Origin of the sequence: Nakamurella deserti (assembly GCF_003260015.1) — a bacterium.
In the GTDB taxonomy this organism is placed as follows: domain Bacteria; phylum Actinomycetota; class Actinomycetes; order Mycobacteriales; family Nakamurellaceae; genus Nakamurella; species Nakamurella deserti.
In genome coordinates this window covers 864,064-887,330 of record NZ_QCXS01000003.1, presented here as the reverse complement: position 1 = coordinate 887,330, position 23,267 = coordinate 864,064, and the positions used below count along the sequence as shown (strand labels likewise).

The window sequence follows — 23,267 nt, the reverse complement described above, 5'->3', positions numbered from 1 at the left end:
GTGGGTGGTCGCCTCGGCGGAGGGGTTCGAGGTGACCGGCCGGCCCGTCGACGTCAGATCCGCGACCCCCGGTCCACCGATCGGTGGAGGACGACGTCATCCCGTGCGGGGCGCGATCGGCCGAGGGCCGGCACGCCGTGTTCCGGCGACGCTGGGAGCAGCCCCGGATCAGCCGGGACCTGGCGAGCGAGGCACCTGATGAGCACCGAACTCCTGCACCGGCCGGCGATCCCCACGGCACGGGCTCCCCGTCCGGTCACGCACGTGATCGACCTGCCGCCGGTGTCGCCCGGCCACCGGCTGGCCGGGAGCCGGTTCACCCCGTTCCACCGGTTGATCGCCGCCGGCCTGACCGTCAATGCGATGTACGCACTCGTACTGCTGCTGAGTGCGCCGACGGCGGCGGCCCTGTTCGTCACGACCATCACCGCCGCCAGCGTCAACATGGCCGTGGCGGTGCTGATCCGGCACCAGTACGTGGTCAACGCGTTGTTCGCGGTGGCGACCCGGGCGCCGCTGAGCTGGCCACTGCGGGTGCGGGCGGCGCTGGCCAAGGTGCACCACGTCGGTGGCGGCGTCCACGTCGGGTGCGCGATCGCCGCCACCGCCTGGTTCGGCGCGTTCACCGCGGTGCTGTCGACCCAGCCGCACATCGGCGCCGCCGGTGGCGTGCACACCCCGCTGGTCGTGGTCGCCCTGCTCATCGCCACCGATCTCGTCGTCATCGCGATCTGCGCCCGTCCGTCGATGCGGGAGCGCCACCACGACGTCTTCGAATCGACCCACCGCTACGGCGGCTGGCTCGCGCTGAGCCTGTTCGTCGCCCTGACCTTCCTCGTCGCGATCAGCAACGGCGGCGATGTCGTCGCGGCGGTGGCCGCGTCGCCGAACACCTGGATCCTGGTGGTGCTGCTGATCGGGGCGGCGATCCCGTGGCTGCAGCTGCGCCGGGTGCCGGTGGAGGTCGTCAGGCCGTCCGACCACGTCGCGCTGGTCAGCTTCCCGACCGAGAAGCGGCCGCGGACCGGCTCGGCGCTGCACATCGCCCGCCGCCCGCTCGGCCAGTGGCACGCCTTCGCCAACATGGTCACCCCCGACGAGCCGGGATTCCGGATGGCCGTCTCACGCGCCGGTGACTGGACGTCGGGATTGATCGCCGACGCCCCTGAACACCTGTGGGTCCGCGGCGTCCCCACCACCGGGGTCGGTACCTGCGCCCGGCTGTTCACCAAGGTCGTCTGGGTCGCCACGGGCAGCGGCATCGCACCGTGCCTGCCGCACCTGCTCAACGATCCGACGCCCGCTCAGCTGGTCTGGGTCACCCGCCACCCGGAGCGCACCTACGGCACCGAGCTGGTCGACCAGATCCTCGCCGCCCAGCCACAGGCGATCCTGTGGAACACCGACGAGGACGGCAAGCCCGATCTGGCCGAGCTGGCCTACAAGGCCTACCTGGAGAGCGGCGCCGAGGCCGTCATCTGCATCTCGAACAAGGCGGCGACGCTGAAGATGGTCAGCGAGCTGCAGCGACGTGGGGTTCCCGCCTTCGGGCCCATCTGGGACTCCTGAGCCGCCGCACATCCCGGCCGCCGACCCGCTCTCCGGGTCGGCGGCCGGTTGTCGCTGCAGGATGGGCCGGCACGGGGAGCCGGAGCCGTCCTCAACCCGGAACAACGCCGAGATGTTCTGGTTGACGGGCCCTCATCCAGAACATCGATGCCCCGGTCCGAGTCGATGGCGCTGCCACCCGGTTCTTGGGCCGCCGAGCAGGTGCCCACCACGGATCCTGTCGGGGGACGGCAGGGTGAGCGCTCAGTGCAGTGAGCCGGACGCCGTCCACCAGACGTCGTTGTCCACCTGTCGCACCAGTAGCGGTCCGGTGCCGTCGGCGCCCAGGGACCACACCTCGAGCTCTTCCTCCGGTTCGGGAGGAACGAGGTCGCCACGCTTGATCAAGCCGAGTCCGTTCGGCAACCGGACGCCTTCGAGGGGCCGGTAATCCACGCCCCAGCCGGCCTTCGAGCGTCGGACGCGCACGACGGACACCCTCGCCGGGTCGCGGTCGAGTCGCACCCGGAGCAGTCGCTTCCAGCGCCGCGTCGACCACCACATGCCAACGGCGGACGCCAACGTGACCACAATGACGGAGATCATCAGCCAGGCCCTGCCGGCATCGCCGGTGTCGAGGCCGAGCGAGGCCTCGTCGGACGCGGCGATGACGAAGACCGACACCTCCCGGCCAGCGGCGAGCGGGGGGTCGTCGGCCGTGACTCGCGCGGTGCCTTCGCGGAACCCGCCGGGGGCCGCGGCGTCGATCCACCGAAGACCTATCGACCACACCGGACCGTGGCGTGCCTTGCGGGGCTGGTCGTCGGCCGGCAGCACGGATCCGACCACAGCAGTCACCTCTGTCGCCGCGCCCACTGCCCGAGCGAAGGACGTCGGGAGCTGCCACACGACGACGGCCGCGAGCAGGACGGTGAAGGCGACGAGGGACGCCGCAGCCCACCGCCAGCTGCGCATCTGGCGCCGGACGGCGGCGACAGGCCCGGTCGGCGGCGCCTCCCGGACGCGCGCCTTCGGCCGGTCGGTCATCAGGTCCGTCCGACCATCGTCGAACGAGAGCCGGCCATGCCCCGGGTGGTCACCGCGGAAGTAGACCAGAGGACCGCGACGGCGACACCACAGGGCCGGAAGCGTGCGGTCCTCAGTGCAGCGAGCCGGACGCGGCCCACCACGTCCCGTCGTGCTGCCGCATCAGCAGCGGACCGCCGCCGTCGGGGGCCGAGGACCACACCTCGAGTCGCTCGCCGGATACCGGCGGCTCGAGGTCGAACCACCGGCCGATGGTGAAGCTGTGCGGCAGCGTCGCGCCGCGGATCGGTCGGTAGTCGACCACGAAGCCGGTCCTGCTGAGGTGCACGTCGATCACCTCGACCAGGGCGGGTGTGCGGGTCGCCGTCACCGTGGCGAGCCGCTGCCACTGTCGTGCACGGCGCAGCATGCCGGCGCCGGCGAGCGAAGTGACGGCGAGACCGCCGACCATCGCCCAGACTGCACCGGTGGGAACACCCGGCGCCACCCACACCATGACCAGCAGGGTGACACCCGTCAGCACGATGCCCGCGGACCCCCAGCGGAGGATGCGAGCTCGCGGGCGGGTGACCGAGGCCGGATCTGACGTGGCGGCGGGCGTCCCGGTCACGACGGCCGGGACCCGTCAGGCCTGCCGCTGCCCCAGGTAGTCACCACGGAAGTAGAACAGCGGCATCACGTCGGGGGTGGCGTCCAGGTCCAGCACGTCGGCCACCACGATGGTGTGGTCGCCACCGTCGTGCTCGGCGCGCAACCGGCAGTCGACCCAGGCGAGGACGCCCTCGAGCACCGGACTGCCACCGGACGACAGGGTGTAGCCGACCCCGTCGAACTTGTCGGTGCCGGCCGCGCCGGCCTGCGCGAAGGTGTCACTGAGCCACGAGTGGTCGTCGGCGAGGATGTTGATGGTGAACTGCCCGATCTCGCGGATCCGCGGCCAGGTCGTCGACGTCCGCGCCGGGCAGAAGCTCACCAGCGGCGGGTCCAGCGACAGCGACGCGAACGCCTGGCAGGTGAAGCCGATCGGCCCGTCGGGCGACATCGCGGTGATGACGGTGACGCCGGTGCCGAAGTTGCGCAGCACGTCCTTCATCATCCGGGGCGTCACCGCGCCGTCCGAGGCCCGACCGGTCAGGCGCGGACGGGCGTCACTCAGCGGCTCGATCACCCGCTCCACGGTAGCCGCCACCGCCGCCCCCGGGGTTGCGCCGTCGGCCACACCCCCGGTAATCCCGGTGACACATGGCTGCGGCAGCATGGGCCGGGCCGACGCGCTGCCGCGTGCAACGAAAGGACCGGAGTGGACAATTCGATCGTGATCAGCGCCCCGGACGCCGAGGCTGCCGACGAGGTGTTCACCGCCGGCGCGCTGGCCTTCCTCGAGGCGTTGCACCGCCGTTTCGCCGGCCGCCGCCGCGAGTTGCTCGACCTGCGTCAGGTGCGCCGCGAAACCGTCGCCCTGCACGGCACCCTGGACTTCCTGCCGGAGACCGCCGAGGTCCGCTCCGGTGACTGGCGGGTCGCCCCGATCCCGGAGTACCTGGCCGACCGGCGGGTCGAGATCACCGGCCCGACCGACCGGAAGATGACGATCAACGCGCTGAACTCCGGTGCGCAGGTGTGGCTGGCCGACCTCGAGGACGCCAACACCCCGGCCTGGCCCAACATCGTCGAAGGGCAGCTCAGCCTGCGGGACGCGATCCGCGGCACCATCACCCTCGAGCAGAACGGCAGGAGTTACCGCCTCGACGACGGACCGCTCGCGGTCATCGTCGCCCGCCCCCGCGGCTGGCACCTCGACGAGAAGCACCTCGCCGTCGACGGAGAGCGGCTGGTCGGGGCGCTGGTCGACTTCGGGCTGTACCTGTTCCACAACGCGCAGGTGCTCCTCGACCGGGGCCGCGGGCCGGCGTTCTACCTGCCCAAGATGGAGTCGCACCTGGAGGCCCGGTTGTGGGCCGAGGTGTTCGCGTTCTCCGAGGAGTACCTGGGCCTCGAGCACGGGGTCGTCAAGGCCACCGTGCTCATCGAGACCATCTGGGCCGCCTTCGAGATGGACGAGATCCTCTACGAGCTGCGCGACCACATCGTCGGTCTCAACGCCGGCCGCTGGGACTACCTGTTCTCCATCGTCAAGACCTTCCGCGACGCGGGGCCGGCGTTCGTGCTGCCCGAACGGCAGGTCGTGACGATGGCGTCGCCGTTCATGAAGGCCTACTCCGACCTGCTGGTTCAGACCTGCCACCGCCGCGGCGCCTACGCCATCGGCGGGATGGCCGCGTTCATCCCGTCCCGGCGGGACGCCGCGGTCAACGACGCGGCGTTCGCCAAGGTCCGGGCGGACAAGACCCGCGAGGCCGACGCCGGCTACGAGGGATCCTGGGTCGCCCACCCCGACCTGGTGCCGATCTGCCGGGAGATCTTCGACGGCGCGCTGGGCGGCCGGCGACACCAGCTGGACCGTGAGCTGCCGCCGGTCGCGGTCACCGCGCACGACCTGCTCGACGTGGCCTCGGTGGCGGGGCCGGTCACGATGGCCGGCCTGCGGGACACCATCGCCGTCGCGCTGGAGTACATCGCCAACTGGCTGGCCGGCCGCGGCGCGGTGGCCATCCACCACCTGATGGAGGATGCCGCGACCGCGGAGATCTCGCGGTCGCTGGTCTGGCAGTGGCGGGTCGCCGGGGTGGTGCTGGACACCGGTCGGCCGGTCACCGACGTCCTCGTCACCGAGGTGCTGGATGCGGCGACGGAGCAGCTCTCGGCGGCGTGGACCGCCGTTCCCGGCGGACTGGAGTTGCTGGCGCAGGCCCGCAACCTCATGTTCGACCTGTGCAACGACGACTCCTTCATCGACTTCCTGACGCTGCCCGCGTATGAACTCCTCGACTGACGGCTGGCCGTCCGGCCGGCTCGCCGGATGGGACGCCGCCCTCGCCGAGGAGGACCGGCGGTACCGGGACGCCTACCCCGGGCCGCCGGGTCCGGGCCCGGTGCACACCGTCTACGTGCCGGTGCCGAGGTTCTCGGCCGCGACGGTGGGGGAGTGGCGGCTGGCCGCGACGGCCGCGGTCGACGACCGTCCGCGGCAGTGGGAGGCGTTGCTGGCGACGCTGGCCGCCCCGCAGGACCGGGCCGACCTCGCCGCCCGCACGCTGGCCAAGCTCGCCGCGGAGCCGATCGAGGACCTGCGCATCGATTTCGAGGACGGCTTCCGCGCGCACCGCGGCACGGCCGCGGACGACGCCGACGAGGACGCCCACGCCCGCCGCGCGGCCGCCGCCGTCGCCGAGCTGGCCGGGACGACCCCGCGACAGCTGCCCGCTTCGTGGGGGCTGCGCATCCGGTCGCTCGCGCCGGAGACCCGGGCCCGGGGGCTCCGCACGCTGGGTCTGTTCTTCGACGCACTCTTCGCCGAGACCGATGTGCTTCCAGGGGGCTTCGTCGTCACGCTGCCCAAAGTCACTTCTCAGCAGCAGGTCTCGGTGTTCGTCGAGGTGCTGGCGGCGCTGGAGGAGCAGTACGGGATCGCTGTGGGCAGCCTGCGTTTCGAGATCCAGGTGGAGACTCCGCAGACGGTGCTCGGGGCCGACGGCCGGGTCCCGGTGGCGGCGATGATCCACGCCTCGCAGGGCCGGGTCAGCGGCCTGCACTTCGGGACCTACGACTACACCGCGAGCCTGGGCATCCTCGGGGCGTACCAGAACCTGCGGCACCCGGTCGCCGACTTCGCCAAGTCGCTGATGCAGCTGGCCGCGGCCGAGACCGGGGTCAGGGTCAGCGACGGCTCGGACAACAAGGTGCCGGTGGGTGACGACGGGACGGTCCTGGCTCGCTGGGAGGCGCATGCCGACGGGGTGGGGCGTGCGCTGCGGTCGGGCATCTACCAGGGCTGGGACCTGCACCCGGCGCAGCTGCCGACCCGGTTCGCGGCCACCTTCGCGTTCTTCCGCGCCGGCGCGGACGAGGCCGCCCGCCGGCTCGGTGACTACCACCGGCAATGCAGCGGTTCCGGCGTGATGGACGAGCCTGCCACCGCGTTCGCGCTCGCCCGCCACTTGGCGGCCGCCGTGCGGTGCGGAGCCGTCACCACCGCCGAGCTGCACGAGGCCGGCGGCATCGGACCGGCGGTCGTGCGCCGCTACCTGGTCCGCAACGCCGTCCCCGGCGTCGACGTGCCCGAGACCCCGACCGACCCCGACCAGGAGGCGCGCCCGTGAACCTCACCCCGGCCGACACCGAGAAACTGCTGCTGTCCGTGGCGGGCATGGTCGCCCGCGACCGGCTGTCCCGCGGCGTGGTGCTGAACTACCCGGAGACGGTGGCGCTGCTCACCACCTGGGTCATCGAGCGCGCCCGGGAGGGCCGCAGTGTCGCCGAGCTGATGGAGCAGGGCCGCGACGTGCTGTCCCGCGACCAGGTCATGGAGGGCGTCGCCGAGATGATCCCCGACGTCCAGATCGAGGCCACGTTCCCGGACGGGCGCAAGCTCGTCACCATCCACTCACCCATCAAGTAGGGGCGGTCATGGCTTCCGTTTCGTCGTCCGGCCCGGGTGCGATCCGCACCGCCGAGGGCACCATCACGCTCAACGCCGATCGCACCGACGCCGAGCGTCTGGAGCTGGTCATCGTCAACACCGGTGACCGCCCGGTGCAGATCGGTTCGCACCTGCACCTGCCGGAGTCCAACAGCGCGCTCGACTTCGACCGCGCCGCGGCGCACGGCTTCCGGCTGGACATCCCGTCGGGCACTTCCCGGCGGTTCGAACCCGGAGCCTCCCGCACGGTGACGGCGGTCGCGTTCAAGGGCCGCCGCATCGTGCCGGGCCTCCAGATCAAAGACAGCACGGGAGCTCTCGATGGTTGAGATCAGTCGTGCCGAGTACGCGGCGCTGTACGGCCCGACGGTCGGTGACCAGGTCCGCCTCGGCGACACCGACCTGTGGATCGAGATCGAGCAGGACTGGACGGCCGGCGGTGAGGAGGCCGTCTTCGGTGGCGGCAAGTCCATCCGGGAGTCGATGGCGCAGGGGATGCGGACCAGCGCCGACGGCGCCCTGGACACCGTCATCACCAACGCGATCGTGCTCGACCACTGGGGGATCGTCCGGGCCGACGTCGGCATCCGCAACGGCCGCATCGTCGCGCTCGGCCGCTCGGGCAACCCCGACATCGCCGACGGTGTGCACCCGGACCTCGAGATCGGCCCCGGCACGGACGTCATCTCCGGCGAGGGTCGGATCCTCACCGCCGGTGGCATCGACCTGCACGTGCACTTCCTGTCGCCGTCGCAGATCCACGAGGCGCTGGCCACCGGGCTGACCACCCTCGCGGGCGGCGGCACCGGACCGAGTGAGGGCAGCAAGGCCACCACGGTCACCCCGAGCCCGTGGCACCTGACGTCGCTGCACCGGTCCCTCGACGCGCTCCCGATGAACTTCCTGATCATGAGCAAGGGCAACACCGTGTCGGCGGCCGCGCTGAAAGAGCAGGCGCTGGCCGGCGCGGGCGGCTACAAGGTGCACGAGGACTGGGGTTCCACCCCCGCCGCCATCGACGCCGCGCTGAGGGCCGCCGACGACTGGGGCCTGCAGGTCGCGCTGCACTCGGACTCGCTCAACGAGGCCGGCTACGTCGCCAGCACCGTCGGCGCCATCGGCGGCCGTTCCATCCACGCCTTCCACTGCGAGGGCGCCGGCGGCGGCCACGCCCCCGACATCCTCACCATCGCCGGGCTGCCGAACGTGATCCCGGGCTCGACCAACCCGACGCTGCCGCACACGGTCAACACCATCGCCGAGCACCTCGACATGCTGATGGTCTGTCACCACCTGAACCCGGCGGTGCCGGAGGACCTGGCGTTCGCCGAGTCCCGGATCCGCGCGACCACGATCGCGGCGGAGGACATCCTGCACGACATGGGCGCCATGTCGATCACGTCGTCGGACGCGCAGGCGATGGGCCGCATCGGCGAGGTCATCACCCGCACCTGGCAGGTCGCGCACGTGATGAAGGCGCGCCGCGGATCACTCGGCGGCGCTGCGGACAACATCAGGGCCAAGCGGTATGTCGCCAAGTACACGATCAACGCGGCGATCGCGCACGGCCTGGACGACGAGATCGGCTCGATCGAAGCGGGCAAGGTCGCCGACCTCGTGCTCTGGGAGCCGAAGTTCTTCGGTGTCCGGCCGTCGGTGGTGATCAAGGGCGGCGCGCTGGCCTTGGCGGCGCTGGGCGACCCGAACGCCTCCATCCCGACCCCGCAGCCGGTGCTGATGCGCCCGACGTTCGGGGACGCGATCGGCGCCGACCTGTCGGTGTCGTTCGTCTCCCCGGCCGCGGTCGACGACGGACTCGCCGGCCGACTGGGGTTGCGTCGCAGGCTGTACGGGGTCAAGCCGACCCGCGACGTCGGCAAGGCGCAGATGATCAACAACGACGTGCTGCCGGCGATCCGGGTGGACCCGGAGACGTTCTCCATCTGGGTCGACGACGAGCTCATCGTGCCCGCGCCGGCGTCGAGCCTGCCGCTGGCCCAGCTCTACTCGCTGTTCTGATGGTGGCCCGCACCCTGCCGCATCGTGGCGGTCCCCATCCGCCGAGCGGGCGGGAACTGCCACGATCCGGCGACCCGCGGCCGGACAGCGCCGCCGCTCCCACCGAGGCGAGCGTCGGGTCGGCGGAGCTGATGCTGATGCTGCTGGCCGACGCCCGGCTGCCGACCGGCGCGCACACCCAGTCCGCGGGGCTGGAACCGGCCATGCGGCACGGCGTGTCGGTCGCCGAGGTCCCGGAGCTGATCGCCGCGCGCCTGGCCACCGTCACCGCGGTCGAGGCCGGGACCGCCGTCGTCGCCCGGCACCTCGCGATCGACGGCCGCTTCGACGGACTGGCGGCCGTCGACGAGGCCTGGCAGGCCCGCACCGTCAGCCCGGCGCTACGGGAGGCGTCCGCACTGGCCGCCCGCGGCTACCTACGGCTGCTGCGCTCGCTCTGGCCGGCGGCGGCCGGCCTGGCGGCGCTGACCGCGTTGCGGCACCCCTGCCGCGCGGTCGTCCTGGGCGTCACCGCCGCCGTCTCGGGTCTGTCGGCGGCGCAACTGGTCCGGCTGATCGGCAACGACGACGCCGCCACCATCGCCGCGGCCGTGCTCAAGATCGAGCCGGTCGATCCGGTCCTCACCACCCGCTGGGTCCTCGAGGCCCAACCGCAGATCGAACGGTTGGCCGCCCGGCTCGCCCCGATCGGCACCATCGACGAGATCCCCGCCCTGGCCGCACCCCTCATCGAGGAGTGGGCCGAACTCCATGCCACCACGACCCAGAGGTTGTTCCGTGCCTGATTCCCACCTGCCTGATTCCCACCTGCCTGATTCCCACCTGCCCGACACCACCGCGGCCCGTTCGCTGCGTCTGGGCATCGCCGGACCCGTCGGTACCGGCAAGAGCTCGCTGATCGCGCTGATCTGCCGCGAGCTGGCCACCGAGCTGCGGCTCGGCGTCATCACCAACGACATCTACACCGACGAGGACGCCCGCTTCCTGCGGTCCGCCGGGGTGCTCGACCCCGACCGCATCCGCGCCGTCGAGACCGGCGCGTGCCCGCACACCGCCATCCGCGACGACGTCACCGCGAACCTGCTCGCCGTCGAGGACCTGGAGCGGGACTTCTCGCCGCTGGACGTGGTGCTCGTCGAGTCCGGCGGCGACAACCTGACCGCCACCTTCTCGCCGGCGCTGGTCGACGCGCAGATCTTCGTCCTGGACGTGGCCGGCGGCGGTGACGTGGCGCGCAAGGGCGGTCCCGGGATCGGCCGCGCCGATCTGCTGGTGGTCAACAAGACCGACCTGGCGCCGTACGTCGGGGTCGACGTCCCGCAGATGATCGCCGACGGTGAGGCCGCCCGGGACGGCCGTCCGGTCCTGGGGTTGTCCCGCCTGGACCGCACGTCCATCGACGCCCTCACCGCCTGGGTGCACACGATGCTGTCATCGCACCGCTCCGGCGACCACGTGCCCCAGGATCCCGGCCCCATGGCGCCGCACTTCCACGCCGACGAAGAAGGCGGGGGACATGTGCACAGCCACGCCGACGAAGAAGGCGGGGGACATCTGCACAGCCACGCCGACGAAGACGGCGGGGGACATCTGCACAGCCACGCCGACGAAGAAGGCGGGGGACATCTGCACAGCCACGCCGACGAAGAAGGCGGGGGACTTGTGCACAGCCACGCCGACGAAGACGGCGGGGGACATGGGCACAGCCACGCCGACGGCGGGGCGCAGGTGCACCCGCACACCGGCGAGCACACCCACGACCACGGCGGGCACACCCACACCCACGAGCCCACGCCCGCCCGGACGTGACGTTCGTCGGCATCCGGGCGGGCACCGGCGGCCGTCCGGAGCTGACGCTGCGCACGTCGCACCTGAGCCCGCGCACCCTGCGCACCACCGCCGACGGCGCCCGCATCGCGCTGGTCGGCACGACGGCGCTGCTGCTCGCCGGTGACCACGTGGCCCTGGGCGTCGACGTCGGGGCGGGCTGTCATCTCGAGCTCGTCGACACGGCGGGCACCGTAGCCTACGACGGCAGGGGTGGCGCGTCGTCGTGGCGGGTCGACATCACCGTCGCCGACGGTGCCTCGCTGACCTGGAAGGCCGAGCCGTTCGTCGTGGCGGACGGGGCGGACGTGACCCGCACCACCCGGGTCGACCTCGCGGCCACCGGGGTCGCGCTGCTGCGCGAGACGCTGGTGCTCGGCCGCTCCGGCGAACGCGGCGGTGCCCTCCGGTCGCGGACGCGCGTCGCCCACGGCGCGCGCCCACTGCTCGCCGAGGACCTCGACCTCACGGACCCGGTGCGCCGGCACCGCGTCGGGCTGCTCGGCGCACACCGCATCGTGGACACCGTCAGCCTGTTCGGTCGTCGTCCGCCGGCCGACCCGCCGCCCGGCGTCCGGCTGTTCCCGCTCGCCGGTGAGGGCGCGGTCGCCCGCCACCTCGGTGGCGACGCCCACCGCTCGGGCGCCGGCGCGCTGTTCCAGCACTGGCGTGCGGGGGTCCGCCCGGCCATCGGCGACCGGTAAAGTTCACGCCGAGCGACCTGCCGGGCGCGCTGTGCCACCCTCGATCACCTCACAACCTGCCACCGGCGTGCGTCGACGTTCGGCAACGCGCGTGTTACACGAATTTCACGAACCTGCGCGAGGGTCCACCTAGCTGCGCTCCGTCCGGGGAGCACCCAGTGGGTCGCCCACCGACCCGTCGTCGTACGCCCGGAACCACCCTCGCCGTCGAGCCGACCGACCTGACCACGCCGTGGCCCGGCCGTGCGGCTCCCCTTCGTTCCTGATGGAGTGACCGATGACCAACCCGCTGATCCGCCCCGACGACCGCGGTCCGGTGTCCCGCCGCAGTTTCCTGCGGGTGGCCGGTCTGTCCGCCGCCGCTCTGGGCGGCGGTGGGATCCTCGCCGCGTGTGGCGGCGCGGAGACGCCGGCGGCGAGTTCCGCCTCGTCGGCCACCTCGGCGGTCGCGTCGTCGGCGGGTGAGGCGTCCGCCTCGATGTCCTCCTCGGCCGCCGGTGGCAGCATGACGATGGCCCCGGCCGGGACGTACGGCGACATCAAACTCCAGCTGTCGTGGGTGAAGAACTACGAGTTCGCCGGTGAGTTCTTCGCCACCGAGAAGGGCTACTACACCGAGGCCGGGTTCTCGAGCGTCGAGCTGGTGTCCGGGCCGGTCCCGTCCTCGGCGGAAGAGCTCGTCGCCACCGGTGAGGTGCAGATCGGACTGTCCGCGCCGGACGCCACCGCCCGCTACATCCTCGACACCGGCGCGCCGCTGAAGATCATCGGCTCGACCTATCAGAAGAACCCGTTCTGCATCCTGTCGCTGCAGGAGGGCAAGCCGATCAGCACACCGGCCGACCTCGTCGGCAAGAACATCGGCGTCCAGGCGGGCACCAACCAGTCGATCTTCGAGGGCTTCCTCAAGGCGAACGGACTGACCGCCGACCAGCTGACGATCACGCCGGTGCAGTACGACCCGGCGCCGCTGTACGAGAACCAGGTCGACGGCTTCATGTCCTACGTCACCAACGAGCCGTTCCTGGCCGAGGCGAAGGGCTTCACCCCGGTCACGCTGGTCTTCGCCGACAACGGGCTGCCGTTGACCGCCGAGACCTTCACCGTGCTGCAGGACACCATCGACAACGACCGCGAGATGCTCAAGGCGTTCCTCTGGGCCGAGATCAAGGGCTGGACCGACTCCATCGCCGACCCGCAGGGTTCGGCGGAGCTGTCGGCCAACAAGTACGGCAAGGACCTCAACCTCGACGTCGAGAACGAGGTCAAGCAGGCCACCGCGCAGAACGAGCTGATCGTCTCCGACGACACGAAGCAGAACGGCATCTTCACCCTGACCGAGGAGCTGCAGGGGCAGATCGTCGAGGCCATCAAGCTCACCGGCTACGAGACCTCCGCCGAGGAGCTGTTCGACCTGTCGCTGCTCGACGAGGTCTACGCGGCGTACCCGGATCTGATCACGGGCTGACGCCGACGGGTCGTGGTGGCGCGGACACCCGTGCCACCACGACCATGGTCCCGACGGCGACCGCCCCGGTGTCGGCCGCCGCACACTCCGAGGAAGGGCACCCCCGATGACGCACTCCACCACCGAACCGGTTGCCACACCGTCGGCCCGGGGGGCGGCGTACGACCCGAAGTCGGCCACCGGCATCAGCCTGCAGGGACTGTCGAAGAAGTTCTCGATGGGCCGCACCTCGGTCACGGCCCTGACCGACACCGACCTCGGGACGGCGAAGAACTCGTTCCTGTCGCTGCTCGGTCCGTCAGGCTGCGGGAAGTCCACCATCCTGCGCATCCTCGCCGGTCTGGAGACGCCGACGGCGGGCAAGGCGCTGATCAACGGGATGTCGACGCTGGAGATCCAGCGCACCCACCAGCTGGGCATCGCCTTCCAGGAGGCCGCGCTGCTGCCGTGGCGGACCGTGCGCAACAACATCAGGCTGCCGCTCGAGGTCGCCGGCATCACCCCGGAACCGGGCCTGATCGACGACCTGGTCGGGCTCGTCGGGCTCACCGGGTTCGAGGACGCCAAACCCGCGCAGCTGTCCGGTGGGATGCGCCAGCGAGTCGCCATCGCCCGGTGCCTGGCCGTCAAACCCAGCGTGATGCTCCTGGACGAGCCGTTCGGCGCGCTGGACGACATGACGCGGCAGCGGCTGAACGTCGAGCTGCTGCGCATCTGGACCGAGAAGCCCGCCACCACGCTGATGGTCACCCACGGCATCTCCGAGGCGATCTTCCTGTCCGACGTGGTCGCGGTGATGAGTCCCCGGCCGGGCCGGATCGCCGAGGTGGTGTCGATCGACCTGCCCCGGCCGCGGACCCCCGACATGATGCGCACCCCGGAGTTCCACGCCTACCACGATCAGCTGTCGGAGATCCTCTTCGGACGCGGCGGCACCGGATCGGACGAGCACTGATGAGCACCCCCGTGGCCACTCCGGTCCAGACGGCACCCCCGCCCGCGCCCGCGGGTGATCCGCGCACGCCACTGGGCCGGCGGATCACGCAGCTGCCGTCCTGGGTGGGTGCCACCATCGGCGTCGCGTTGATCCTGCTGATCTGGTGGATCGCGTCGATCACCCTGTTCCAGTCCAGCCGCGCCATCCCCACCCCGTTCTCGGTGGCCGCCCGGTTCTTCGACGGCGCCCAGTGGGTGTCGCTGTGGACGAACCTGCAGGTCACGCTCGGCTCCGCGGCGTGGGGGTTCCTGTGGGGCAACCTCGCCGCCTTCCTGTTCGCCTCGCTGGTCCTGCTGCTGCCCCGGCTGGAACAGATCGTCACCCAGCTGGCGATCGTCACCTACTGCATCCCGCTGGTGGCGATCGGACCGGTGCTGGTGATCGTCGCCGGCCTGGACAACCCCCAGGTCCCGTCGATCACCCTGGCCGCGTTGTCGGTCTTCTTCACCTCCGTCGTCGGCACGCTGCTCGGCTTCCGGGCCGCCTCGGCGACGAGCCTGGACGTCGTCCGGGCCTACGGTGGCGGCCGCTGGACGATGCTGCGCAAGGTGCAGCTGATCGCGGCCCTGCCCAGCGTCTTCGGCGCGCTGCGGATCGCCGCGCCGGCCGCGTTCCTCGGGGCCATCCTGGCCGAGTACCTGGGCAGCGGCGGGGAGAACAAGCTCGGCAAGCTGCTGCGCTCCGCGCAGGCCGTCGGCGACGTCCCCACCCTGTGGTTCCTGGCCCTCATCAGCGGAGCGGTCGCCGGCCTGGCCTACTTCCTGGTCGGTCTGGTCGCCCGGTTCGTCACCCCGTGGACCGCCGGAAAGGCCGGAAGCTGACATGACCGCCGTTCTCGATCCCGCCGCTCGCGCCACCCCCACGGCCACGGAGGACGCGCAGCCCTCCATCGCCCGGGTGGTCGCCCGGCGCACCCTGCTGTCGGCCACCGTGCTGATCTCGGCGCTCGTCGGCCTCGGCGTCATCTGGGTGGCGCTGTTCAAGGTCTTCGACGTCAACCCGCTGGTCGGCAAGACGCCGGGCAACGTCTGGGACTACCTGTTCACCTCGGCTCCGACGACGCGCGGCATCCGGCCCCAGTCGCTGTCGGCCGAAGCGGCCCGCTCGGAGCTGTGGGGAGCGCTGGGCACGACGCTCGTCGACGCGGCCATCGGCTTCTTCACCGGCCTGGCCATCGCGCTGGTCGTCGCCGCCCTGTTCGTGCTGTTGCCGGCGGTGGAGTTCGCGTTCATGCCGATCGCGATGCTGCTGCGCTCGGTGCCGCTGGTGGCGATGGCGCCGGTGCTGCTGATGATGTTCACCGGCAAGGCCGCGATCGCCGCCATCGGCGCGATCGTGGTGCTCTTCCCGGCGCTGGTGAACATCGTCATCGGACTGCGGTCGGCCTCGCCCCAGTCGCTGGACGTGGTCAAGGTCTACGGCGGCTCCGACCGGGACGCGTTGTTCAGAGTGCGGATCCCGTCCGCGCTACCGCACTTCTTCGCCGCCGTGCGGATCTCCGTACCCGGGGCCGTCGTCGGTGCCATGCTGGCCGAGTGGCTGTCCGGCAGCGAAGGCTTCGGCGGTCTGCTGAACAAGTACCAGGGCGCCAACAAGACCGGCGTCTGGGCCATCGTGGTGTTCTCGGTGGTCATCTCGATCGTGCTGTACGAGATCGCGACCATCATCGAATCGGCCGTGCTGGCACAGTGGGGACCGAACGCCGGCAAGCGCTGAGGGTGAGGACCCGATGGATCTGACGACGGTGACCGAGGTGCTGGTCGCCCGGGACCGCGCCGATCTCGCCGATCCACGTCCCGGCGACGCCTTCCTCGCCGGCGGCACCGCGCTGTACGGGGAACCCCACGACACCCTGCGCCGCCTGGTCGATCTCAGCGAGCTCGACTGGGAGCCGCTGACCGTCCGGCCCGACGGGCTGCACATCGCCGCCACCTGCACGGTGGCCGAGCTGCGTGCCCTGCAGCCGCCGGTGGAGTGGCCGCACCTGAGCCGGCTGGTCGCCGACTGCTGCGACGCGTTCCTGGCCTCGTTCAAGATCTGGAACCGCAGTACCGTCGGCGGCAACCTGTGCGTCTCCTACCCGGCGGGCTCGATGATCTCGCTGACCGCCGCCGCCGACGGGCGGGTGCTCGTCTGGCGCCCCGACGGCACCGAGTACGTCCTGCCGGTCACCGATTTCGTGGTCGGCGACACCGTCAACGTGCTGCGGCCCGGCGAGGTGCTGCGCGAGATCGTGCTGCCCGGTGCGGCGCTGCGGGCGACGTACGCGATGCGCAAGCTGGCGCTGGCGCCGCTGGGCCGGTCGTCCGCGGTCATCATCGGCCGCACCGACGGCGCCGACGTCGTGCTGACGGTCAGCGCCACCACCACCCGGCCGTTCACCCTGCGGGTGCCGCGCGGGCCGGTGCCCGACCTGGTCGCCCGCCTCGACGCCGTCGTGGCCGGCCACTGGGTCGACGACGTCTACGGCGCCGCACCGTGGCGGCGGCACATCACCGCCGTGCTGGCTCACGAGGTCCTGGAGGAACTGGCGTGACCACCCTGAGCAGCGAGCCGGCGACGGTCACGGCGCCGCCGGACGCCGTCGTCGAGATCGACGGCACCGCCGCCACCGCCGCGCCGCGGCCCGGCCAGTGCCTGCGGACGTTCATCCGCGAGCAGGGGCACTTCGGGGTCAAGAAAGGCTGCGACGCGGGGGACTGCGGCGCCTGCTCGGTGCTCGTCGACGGCGCGCCGGTGCACTCGTGCGTGTTCCCCGCGCACCAGGCCGTCGGTCACGCGGTCACCACGGTCACCGGACTCAGCGACGGCGAGCTGCACCCGGTGGCCGCGGACTTCGTGGCCGCCCAGGGCTTCCAGTGCGGCTTCTGCACCGCCGGGATGGTCGTCACGGCGTCGACCTTCGGCCCCGCCGACCTGGACGACCTGCCGCGCAAGCTCAAGGGCAACCTGTGCCGCTGCACGGGATACCGCGCCGTCGAGGACGCCGTCCGCGGCGTCGTCAACGTGCGGTCCGAGCCGGGTCGCCCGCCCGTGGGGCAGTCCGTGGCCGCGCCCGCCTCGGTGCGGGTGGTCACCGGGACGGAGCCGTTCACGCTGGATCTCGCGCTGCCGGGGCTGCTGCACGCGAAGCTGCTGCGGAGCCCGCACCCCCATGCCCGCATCCGGTCGATGGACGTCACCGCCGCCCTGCGGGTGCCGGGGGTGGTCACGGTCCTCACCGCCGACGACTCCCCGGACGTGCTGTTCTCCACCGGGCGGCACGAGAACCGGCTCGACGACATCGACGACACCCGCGTCTTCGACACCGTCGTACGGTTCGTCGGCCAGCGGGTCGCCGCGGTGATCGCCGAGTCGGTGACCGCCGCCGAGGCGGGCTGTCGCGCGATCGCGGTCGACTACGAGGTGCTGCCGGCCGTCGTGGATCCCGAACGCGCCCGGGATCCCCAGGCACCCGCCGTGCACGCCGACAAGGACCCCGCGACCTGCCGGATGATCGACGGCCGCGGCAACGTCGCCGCCGAGGTGCACTCCGAGATCGGTTCGGTGGAGAGCGGGTTCGCCGACGCCGCGGTGATCGTCGAGCAGGTCTGGACGACCCCGCGGGTACAGCACGCGCATCTGGAGACCCACGGGTCGGTCGGCTGGCGGGCCCCCGACGGCCGCCTGGTCGTGCGGACCAGCTCCCAGGTGCCGTTCCTGGTGCGCGACGAGCTGTGCCGCATCTTCGGCGTGGACCGCCGCGACCTGCGGGTGCTCACCACGCGGGTCGGTGGCGGGTTCGGGGCGAAGCAGGAACTGCTCACCGAGGACGTCGTCCTGCTCGGCATGCTCAAGACCGGGCGTCCCGTCCAGCTGGAGTTCACCCGCTCCGAGCAGTTCGTCGGCGCACCGAGCCGGCATCCGATGCGCATCGGGGTCCGGATGGGCGCCACCGCCGACGGCGACATCACCGCGATCGCGGTGGACGTGCTGAGCAACACCGGCGCCTACGGCAACCACGCGATCGGCGTGATGTTCCACGGCTGCAACGAGTCGCTGACCGTCTACCACTGCCCGAACAAGAAGGTCGACGCCGCGGCGGTCTACACCCACACCCCGCCCGCGGGGGCCTTCCGCGGCTACGGCCTCGGACAGGTCATCCTGGCCGTCGAGGGGGCACTGGACGAGGTCTGCCGACGGCTCGACCTGGACCCGTACGAGGTCCGGCGGCGCAACGTGGTGCGACCCGGCGAGCCGATGCTGTCGACCACCCCCGAACCGCACGACGTGCGTTACGGCTCGCACGGCGCCGACGAGTGCCTGGACCTGGTCCGGTCGGCCATGCACCGCGGCAACGGGGTGTCGCCGCCGCCGGGGCCGCACTGGCGGGTCGGCACCGGGATGGCGATGTCGATGATCGACACCATCCCGCCGCGCGGGCACTTCGCCGACGCCTCGGTCACCGCCGAGGCGGACGGCAGCTACACGGTGCGGGTGGGTACCGCCGAGTTCGGCAACGGCACCGCCACCGTGCACACCCAGATCGCCGCGTCGGTGCTCGGGGTCGGGGTCGGCCGGGTCCGGCTGGTCCCGTCCGACACCGACGCCGTCGAGCACGACACCGGCGCCTACGGTTCGACCGGCGTCGTGGTCGCCGGGCACGCGGTGCTCCGGGCGGCGGAGGACCTGCGCACCCGGATGATGGTGGCCACCGGCCCGACCGCCGGGCTCGTCGGCCGCGGCCGCGACGACGGGTCCGGCCGCTCCATCGCCTTCAACGTCCAGGGGTTCCGGGTGGCGGTCGACGTGCGGACGGGAGAGGTGCGGATCCTGCAGTCGGTGCAGGCCGCCGACGCGGGCTTCGTGATGAACCCGGTCCAGTGCCGCGGCCAGGTCGAGGGCGGCGTCGCCCAGGCCGTCGGCACCGTGCTGTACGAGGACATGCGGGTCGATCCGGGCGACGGGCGGGTGCTCACCACGACCCTGCGGGAGTACCACATCCCCCAGTTCGCCGACGTGCCGCGCACCGAGGTGCTGTTCGCCGCGACCTCGGACGCGTTGGGTCCGTTCGGGGCCAAGTCGATGAGCGAATCGCCTTACAACCCGGTCGCACCCGCCCTGGTCAACGCGATCGCCGACGCCACCGGTGTCCGGTTCACGTCGCTGCCGTTGACCTGGGACCGGATCTGGGCGGGACTCCGGGCGGCCGGGGTGGCCGAGGCGGCGCAACCGGGGACACTGGGTCCATGAACGCCATCCTCAACGTCATCTGGCTCGTGCTCTGCGGGATCTGGATGGCGCTCGGCTACGTGGTGGCCGGTGTGGTCTGCTGCATCCTGATCATCACGATCCCGTTCGGGATCGCGTCGTTCCGGATCGCCGGCTTCGCGCTGTGGCCGTTCGGCCGGCGGGTCGTCGACCGTGCCGACGCCGGGTCGGCCTCGGCCATCGGCAACGTGATCTGGTTGATCTTCGCCGGCATCTGGCTCGCGATCGGACACCTGGTCACCGGGGTGGCGCTGTACATCACGATCATCGGCATCCCGCTGGGCCTGGCCAACTTCAAGCTGATCCCGGTGACGTTGATGCCGCTGGGCAAGGTCATCGTCCCCACCGACGACCCCTACCTGCAGTGGCGCGGCACCGCTGCCCGGACGTACTGAGCCGCGCCCACCATCGCGCTCACTTCTTGAGCGGGTCGTTGCCCCAGTTCATCAGCGAGTAGCGCCACCGGGAGTGCTCGACGTCCTTCGACGGTCCCTGCGCCCGGTGCCGGTGGACGTAGCCGACCACCTTGTGCATCCACTGCACGTCGTCGTCGGTGAGGTCGGCCTTCTTCGTGTGCAGGATCTCCACGATGCGGCGGCCGGAGTGGTGGCCGGTCGACTCGCCGTCGCCGTCCTTCTTCTGACCGACCTCTTTCGACTCGTCGGTCTCCAGCCAGTGCTCGATCTCCGACGCGGTCATGTTCACCGCGTCCTTCCAGTCGTCCCAGACGTCGTCGACGCCCTTCCCGGTGTCTGCCATGACGTGCTCTTTCCCACCTTTCCCGGTCGCGCAATCGCGACTGCGCCGGGTGTTGGTCCGGCGGACACCCGGGCGGGGGCACAATCGGAGGGTGCAGAGTGCTCCGGCGATGGTGGTGTCCGACATGGACGGGACCCTGCTGAACGATCTGGGGGTCGTCACGAGCCGCACGGCGGCGGCCCTGAAGCGGGCCGACGCGGCGGGGGCGCGGGTGGTCATCGCCACCGGCCGCCCCGTCTGGTGGTTGGGGCCGGTCATCGACGCCGGGTTCGACGGCATCGCGGTGTGCATGAACGGGGCGATCGTGTACGACATCGCCGCCCAGGAGGTGCTGTCGGCGTCCCTGCTGACCGCCGACGTCGCGCAGGAGTTCGTCGCCGACCTCACCCGTCTCGAGCCGCGCTTCGCGCTGGCCGTCGAGCGGGCGGGCACCCAGCTCGCGTCGTGTTTCGCCGAGGAGAGCTACGACCACCCGTGGGCCGACGGGGTGTTCCAGCGGGTACCGCGGGCGGAGCTGCTCGCCGAGCCGGTCGCCAAGCTGCTGGTCCGCGGCACCGAGGGATCGGCCGACCTGGCCGCCCACGCCCGGGCCGCCGCCGGTGACCGGGTGGCCGTCACCTACTCCACCGACGACGGCCTCGTCGAGATCGCCGCCCCCGGCGTCAACAAGGGCACCGCCCTGGACCGGTTGGCGCAGGGCTGGGGCATCGACCCGGCGCACGTCATCGCCTTCGGGGACATGCCCAACGACCTGGAGATGCTGAGCTGGGCCGGTCACGGCGTCGCCATGGGCAACGGTCACACCGAGGTCCACGCCGTCGCCGACGAGGTCATCGGTCTGCACCACCACGACGCGGTCGCCGAGGTCCTCGAACGCTGGTTCTGACCCACCGGGCGCGGTGCGTCAGTGCTGATGGTGGACCACGATGTGACTCAACAGATCGCGGGCGGCGCCGGCCGGTGGCTGTGGCGGGCCCGTCCACACCGCCCGCAGCGTGCGCGACAGGTCCAGACCCGACACCGGTACCGCGCGCAACCGCCCGGTGGACAGGTCGTCGGCCAGCGCCAGCGCGCTCAGCACGGCGGGACCGGCGCCCGCCAGCACCGCGGCCCGGACCGCCGAGGTCGTCGACAGGGCCATCACCGGCGTCGCCTGCTCGCGGGAGCCGAGCACCTTGCGCAGGGCGGTGCTCAGCGCGTCGCGGGTACCGGACCCCTCCTCGCGGCTGACCAGCGGGGTGTCGTTGAGCGCCTCGGCGGTGAGTGCCCGCCCGCGGCGCACCCAGGGGTGGTCGGGCCGGGCGACCACCACCAGGTGGTCCCGGCCGACGACCCGGCTGCGGATGCCGCGGGGGACCGACGGCCCTTCGATGAAGCCCAGATCGGCCGAACCGGCGCGGATGTCGGCGAGGACGCGGTCGCTGTTGGTGGCGCTCAGCGTGACCTCGGTGGCCTCCCGCCCGGACGCCCGGGCCGCACTGTGGAACGCGACCAGCCAGCGGGGCAGCAGCTGCTCGGCGACGGTCAGGCTGGCGCTGAGCCGCAGGTGACTGCGGCGGCCGCGGCGCAGCGTGGCGAGTCCGGTGTCGAACTCCGAGGCGATGCCGATGAGCCGGTCGGCCCAGGCCGCCACCGTCACGCCGGCCGGGGTGAGGGTGGAACCCTGGGGGGTGCGCCGGACCAGCGGTACCCCGGTCTGCGTCTCGATCGCCGCGATCCGCGCCGAGACCGCCTGCTGGCTGACGCCGACCTGGCGGGCCGCGGCGTTCAGGCTGCCGGTGTGGGCCACCGCGAGCAGCACCTCCAGGGCGGCGAGGTCGGGCATCCGGGAGCTGAGCACGGCCCCGACCCTACCGCCACCGTCACAAACAGAGGTTGTAACCCCACAACGCATGCCCGGCTACCGGGTCCCTGCCGGCGGCGGCAGGGTCGTCGTCATGACCGGAATCCTCGTCCCCACCGCCGCTCCCGCGCCGCACCGGTGGGTGCGGTTCGGTCTGCTGGCCGATCTGGCCGACCCGCGGTCGGTGTTCGCGGCACTCACCCCCAACTGGTACGCCTCGGTGATGGGTACCGGGATCGTCGCGGTGGCCGCCGCCTCGCTGACCGTGACCGTGCCGGGACTGCGGTCGGTGGCGGTCGGGTTCTGGGGGCTCGCCACGTTCCTGCTGCCGGCGTTGACGGTGGCGACTGCCGTGCACTGGTGGCGGTGTCCGACCACGGCCCGTGGGTATCTCGGCGACCCGGTGATGGCGCACTTCTACGGCGCCCCGCCGATGGCGCTGATGACGGTCGGGGCCGCCACCCTCCTGGTCGGAGCGGACGTCGTCGGCGAGCGGTGGGCGCTGGGGATCGACGTGGCGCTCTGGATCGCCGGGACCCTCGCCGGTCTCGTCGGGGCCGTGGTCGTGCCGTACCTGCTGGTGCGCCGGCACCGGCTGACCATCGGTGGCGCGTTCGGTGGGTGGCTGATGTCGGTCGTGCCGCCGATGGTCTCGGCGTCCACCGGTGCCCTGCTGGTCCCGCACCTGCCTGCCGGCGGGGCCCGGGTCGCGCTGGTGGTGGCCGGCTACGCCATGGTCGGGTTCAGTCTGACGGCCTCGGTGGTCGTGATCCTCCTGCTGTGCCACCGGCTGGCGGTCTTCCCGCCCGGACCGGCGCGGATGGTGCCCACGCTGTGGATCGTCCTCGGACCGCTGGGCCAGTCGGTGACGGCGGTGAACCTGCTCGCCGGTGCGGCCGCCGTCGCACGGCCCGGACCGACCGCAGACGCCCTGTCGGTCTTCGGGACCGGTTACGGGACGGTGGTTCTCGTCCTGGCACTGGGGTGGGCGGGGTACGCGGTGACCGTTACCGCGCGGACCGTGCGGCGCGGTGGCCTGCCGTTCTCCCTGACGTGGTGGTCGTTCACCTTCCCGGTCGGTACCTGTGTCACCGGTGCGAACGGGATGGCCCTGCGCACGGGTTCCGCAGGGTGGGCGGTCGTGGCCGGTGTGCTGTTCGCCGTGCTCCTCAGCACCTGGCTGGTCGTCGCGGCCCGGACGGCCGCCGGTAGCCGGCGGGGGTCGCTGTTCCTCCCGGTGACGGCCCGCTGACCGGGACGCAGGC

General features: G+C 72.0%; 22 protein-coding genes and 1 pseudogene. 18 read left to right on the top strand and 5 right to left on the bottom strand.

Features of this window, described 5'->3' with window-relative positions:
- Positions 1-198 precede the first annotated feature (198 nt).
- On the top strand, positions 199-1,569 hold the full coding sequence (locus DB033_RS17345) for a ferric reductase-like transmembrane domain-containing protein (protein ID WP_205843970.1): 1,371 nt from the start codon (positions 199-201) through the stop codon (positions 1,567-1,569).
- Between the two features lie 243 nt (positions 1,570-1,812).
- Here DB033_RS17345 and DB033_RS17340 read toward each other — a convergent pair whose 3' ends face one another.
- From DB033_RS17340 to DB033_RS17330, 3 genes are all read right to left on the bottom strand, one after another.
- A complete protein-coding gene (locus DB033_RS17340; protein ID WP_157970765.1) occupies positions 1,813-2,385 on the bottom strand; it encodes a hypothetical protein in 573 nt (190 codons plus the stop codon).
- A gap of 322 nt (positions 2,386-2,707) precedes the next feature.
- Complete coding sequence (locus DB033_RS17335) at positions 2,708-3,118, bottom strand: hypothetical protein (protein ID WP_157970764.1); 411 nt, start codon at positions 3,116-3,118, stop codon at positions 2,708-2,710.
- 102 nt (positions 3,119-3,220) lie between these two features.
- Positions 3,221-3,691 (bottom strand): flavin reductase family protein, encoded by a 471-nt coding sequence (locus DB033_RS17330; protein WP_420814089.1) that lies wholly within the window; start codon positions 3,689-3,691, stop codon positions 3,221-3,223.
- A gap of 204 nt (positions 3,692-3,895) precedes the next feature.
- On the opposite strand from DB033_RS17330, the gene aceB reads away from it, so the two are divergent.
- From aceB to DB033_RS17255, 15 genes and pseudogenes are all read left to right on the top strand, one after another.
- Positions 3,896-5,488: a malate synthase A gene (gene aceB, locus DB033_RS17325; protein WP_170315580.1), complete on the top strand. Its 1,593-nt coding sequence runs from the start codon at positions 3,896-3,898 to the stop codon at positions 5,486-5,488.
- Positions 5,472-6,815 (top strand): DUF6986 family protein, encoded by a 1,344-nt coding sequence (locus DB033_RS17320; RefSeq protein WP_111768098.1) that lies wholly within the window; start codon positions 5,472-5,474, stop codon positions 6,813-6,815. Before aceB ends, DB033_RS17320 begins: the two co-directional genes overlap by 17 nt.
- Positions 6,812-7,114 carry an urease subunit gamma gene (locus tag DB033_RS17315; protein ID WP_111768097.1) on the top strand — a complete coding sequence of 101 codons (303 nt, stop codon included), beginning with the start codon at positions 6,812-6,814 and terminating at the stop codon, positions 7,112-7,114. The genes DB033_RS17320 and DB033_RS17315 overlap by 4 nt, the downstream gene beginning before the upstream one ends.
- 8 nt (positions 7,115-7,122) lie before the next feature.
- Positions 7,123-7,464, top strand: a complete 342-nt coding sequence (gene ureB / locus DB033_RS17310) for an urease subunit beta (protein ID WP_111768096.1) — start codon at positions 7,123-7,125, stop codon at positions 7,462-7,464.
- The gene (locus DB033_RS17305; protein WP_111768095.1) at positions 7,457-9,154 is read left to right on the top strand and encodes an urease subunit alpha; all 1,698 of its coding nucleotides are present in this window, start codon (positions 7,457-7,459) and stop codon (positions 9,152-9,154) included. The genes ureB and DB033_RS17305 overlap by 8 nt, the downstream gene beginning before the upstream one ends.
- Positions 9,154-9,939 carry an urease accessory protein UreF gene (locus DB033_RS17300; protein WP_240615957.1) on the top strand — a complete coding sequence of 262 codons (786 nt, stop codon included), beginning with the start codon at positions 9,154-9,156 and terminating at the stop codon, positions 9,937-9,939. Before DB033_RS17305 ends, DB033_RS17300 begins: the two co-directional genes overlap by 1 nt.
- Before the next feature lie 37 nt (positions 9,940-9,976).
- Positions 9,977-10,753, top strand: a pseudogene (gene ureG / locus DB033_RS17295) (urease accessory protein UreG); the annotation flags it as partial.
- Between the two features lie 206 nt (positions 10,754-10,959).
- Complete coding sequence (locus DB033_RS17290; protein ID WP_111768094.1) at positions 10,960-11,685, top strand: urease accessory protein UreD; 726 nt, start codon at positions 10,960-10,962, stop codon at positions 11,683-11,685.
- Between the two features lie 277 nt (positions 11,686-11,962).
- Positions 11,963-13,153, top strand: a complete 1,191-nt coding sequence (locus DB033_RS17285; protein WP_111768093.1) for an ABC transporter substrate-binding protein — start codon at positions 11,963-11,965, stop codon at positions 13,151-13,153.
- 106 nt (positions 13,154-13,259) lie between these two features.
- Positions 13,260-14,108, top strand: a complete 849-nt coding sequence (locus DB033_RS17280) for an ABC transporter ATP-binding protein (protein WP_111768092.1) — start codon at positions 13,260-13,262, stop codon at positions 14,106-14,108.
- The gene (locus tag DB033_RS17275) at positions 14,108-14,971 is read left to right on the top strand and encodes an ABC transporter permease (protein ID WP_111768091.1); all 864 of its coding nucleotides are present in this window, start codon (positions 14,108-14,110) and stop codon (positions 14,969-14,971) included. The genes DB033_RS17280 and DB033_RS17275 overlap by 1 nt, the downstream gene beginning before the upstream one ends.
- A gap of 1 nt (position 14,972) precedes the next feature.
- Positions 14,973-15,866 carry an ABC transporter permease gene (locus DB033_RS17270; RefSeq protein WP_111768090.1) on the top strand — a complete coding sequence of 298 codons (894 nt, stop codon included), beginning with the start codon at positions 14,973-14,975 and terminating at the stop codon, positions 15,864-15,866.
- 13 nt (positions 15,867-15,879) lie between these two features.
- The gene (locus DB033_RS17265) at positions 15,880-16,686 is read left to right on the top strand and encodes an FAD binding domain-containing protein (RefSeq protein ID WP_111768089.1); all 807 of its coding nucleotides are present in this window, start codon (positions 15,880-15,882) and stop codon (positions 16,684-16,686) included.
- Positions 16,683-19,382 (top strand): molybdopterin-dependent oxidoreductase, encoded by a 2,700-nt coding sequence (locus tag DB033_RS17260; protein WP_240615955.1) that lies wholly within the window; start codon positions 16,683-16,685, stop codon positions 19,380-19,382. The genes DB033_RS17265 and DB033_RS17260 overlap by 4 nt, the downstream gene beginning before the upstream one ends.
- Positions 19,379-19,795 (top strand): YccF domain-containing protein, encoded by a 417-nt coding sequence (locus DB033_RS17255; RefSeq protein WP_111768088.1) that lies wholly within the window; start codon positions 19,379-19,381, stop codon positions 19,793-19,795. The genes DB033_RS17260 and DB033_RS17255 overlap by 4 nt, the downstream gene beginning before the upstream one ends.
- Positions 19,796-19,814: 19 nt before the next feature.
- On the opposite strand, the gene DB033_RS17250 is transcribed toward DB033_RS17255, so the two are convergent.
- Positions 19,815-20,159 carry a DUF3140 domain-containing protein gene (locus tag DB033_RS17250; RefSeq protein WP_111768416.1) on the bottom strand — a complete coding sequence of 115 codons (345 nt, stop codon included), beginning with the start codon at positions 20,157-20,159 and terminating at the stop codon, positions 19,815-19,817.
- 91 nt (positions 20,160-20,250) lie between these two features.
- Between DB033_RS17250 and DB033_RS17245 the strand changes: the two genes are divergently transcribed.
- Complete coding sequence (locus DB033_RS17245; RefSeq protein ID WP_157970763.1) at positions 20,251-21,045, top strand: HAD family hydrolase; 795 nt, start codon at positions 20,251-20,253, stop codon at positions 21,043-21,045.
- Positions 21,046-21,063: 18 nt separating this feature from the next.
- Here the strand turns inward: DB033_RS17245 and DB033_RS17240 are convergent, their stop codons facing one another.
- Positions 21,064-22,053 (bottom strand): LysR family transcriptional regulator, encoded by a 990-nt coding sequence (locus DB033_RS17240; RefSeq protein WP_420814071.1) that lies wholly within the window; start codon positions 22,051-22,053, stop codon positions 21,064-21,066.
- A 43-nt stretch (positions 22,054-22,096) separates the two neighbouring features.
- On the opposite strand from DB033_RS17240, the gene DB033_RS17235 reads away from it, so the two are divergent.
- Positions 22,097-23,254: a TDT family transporter gene (locus tag DB033_RS17235; RefSeq protein WP_157970762.1), complete on the top strand. Its 1,158-nt coding sequence runs from the start codon at positions 22,097-22,099 to the stop codon at positions 23,252-23,254.
- Positions 23,255-23,267: the final 13 nt, after the last annotated feature.

Excerpts from the sequence above, each read along its gene's own strand:
- DB033_RS17300 (WP_240615957.1), top strand. The coding sequence starts at position 9,154 with ATGGTGGCCCGCACCCTGCCGCATCGTGGCGGTCCCCATCCGCCGAGC.
- DB033_RS17280 (WP_111768092.1), top strand. The coding sequence starts at position 13,260 with ATGACGCACTCCACCACCGAACCGGTTGCCACACCGTCGGCCCGGGGG.
- DB033_RS17265 (WP_111768089.1), top strand. The coding sequence starts at position 15,880 with ATGGATCTGACGACGGTGACCGAGGTGCTGGTCGCCCGGGACCGCGCC.
- DB033_RS17330 (WP_420814089.1), bottom strand. The coding sequence starts at position 3,691 with ATGATGAAGGACGTGCTGCGCAACTTCGGCACCGGCGTCACCGTCATC.
- DB033_RS17270 (WP_111768090.1), top strand. The coding sequence starts at position 14,973 with ATGACCGCCGTTCTCGATCCCGCCGCTCGCGCCACCCCCACGGCCACG.
- DB033_RS17305 (WP_111768095.1), top strand. The coding sequence starts at position 7,457 with ATGGTTGAGATCAGTCGTGCCGAGTACGCGGCGCTGTACGGCCCGACG.
- DB033_RS17250 (WP_111768416.1), bottom strand. The coding sequence starts at position 20,159 with ATGGCAGACACCGGGAAGGGCGTCGACGACGTCTGGGACGACTGGAAG.
- DB033_RS17345 (WP_205843970.1), top strand. The coding sequence starts at position 199 with ATGAGCACCGAACTCCTGCACCGGCCGGCGATCCCCACGGCACGGGCT.
- DB033_RS17235 (WP_157970762.1), top strand. The coding sequence starts at position 22,097 with ATGACCGGAATCCTCGTCCCCACCGCCGCTCCCGCGCCGCACCGGTGG.
- DB033_RS17275 (WP_111768091.1), top strand. The coding sequence starts at position 14,108 with ATGAGCACCCCCGTGGCCACTCCGGTCCAGACGGCACCCCCGCCCGCG.
- DB033_RS17285 (WP_111768093.1), top strand. The coding sequence starts at position 11,963 with ATGACCAACCCGCTGATCCGCCCCGACGACCGCGGTCCGGTGTCCCGC.
- DB033_RS17240 (WP_420814071.1), bottom strand. The coding sequence starts at position 22,053 with ATGCGTTGTGGGGTTACAACCTCTGTTTGTGACGGTGGCGGTAGGGTC.
- DB033_RS17320 (WP_111768098.1), top strand. The coding sequence starts at position 5,472 with ATGAACTCCTCGACTGACGGCTGGCCGTCCGGCCGGCTCGCCGGATGG.
- ureB (WP_111768096.1), top strand. The coding sequence starts at position 7,123 with ATGGCTTCCGTTTCGTCGTCCGGCCCGGGTGCGATCCGCACCGCCGAG.
- DB033_RS17255 (WP_111768088.1), top strand. The coding sequence starts at position 19,379 with ATGAACGCCATCCTCAACGTCATCTGGCTCGTGCTCTGCGGGATCTGG.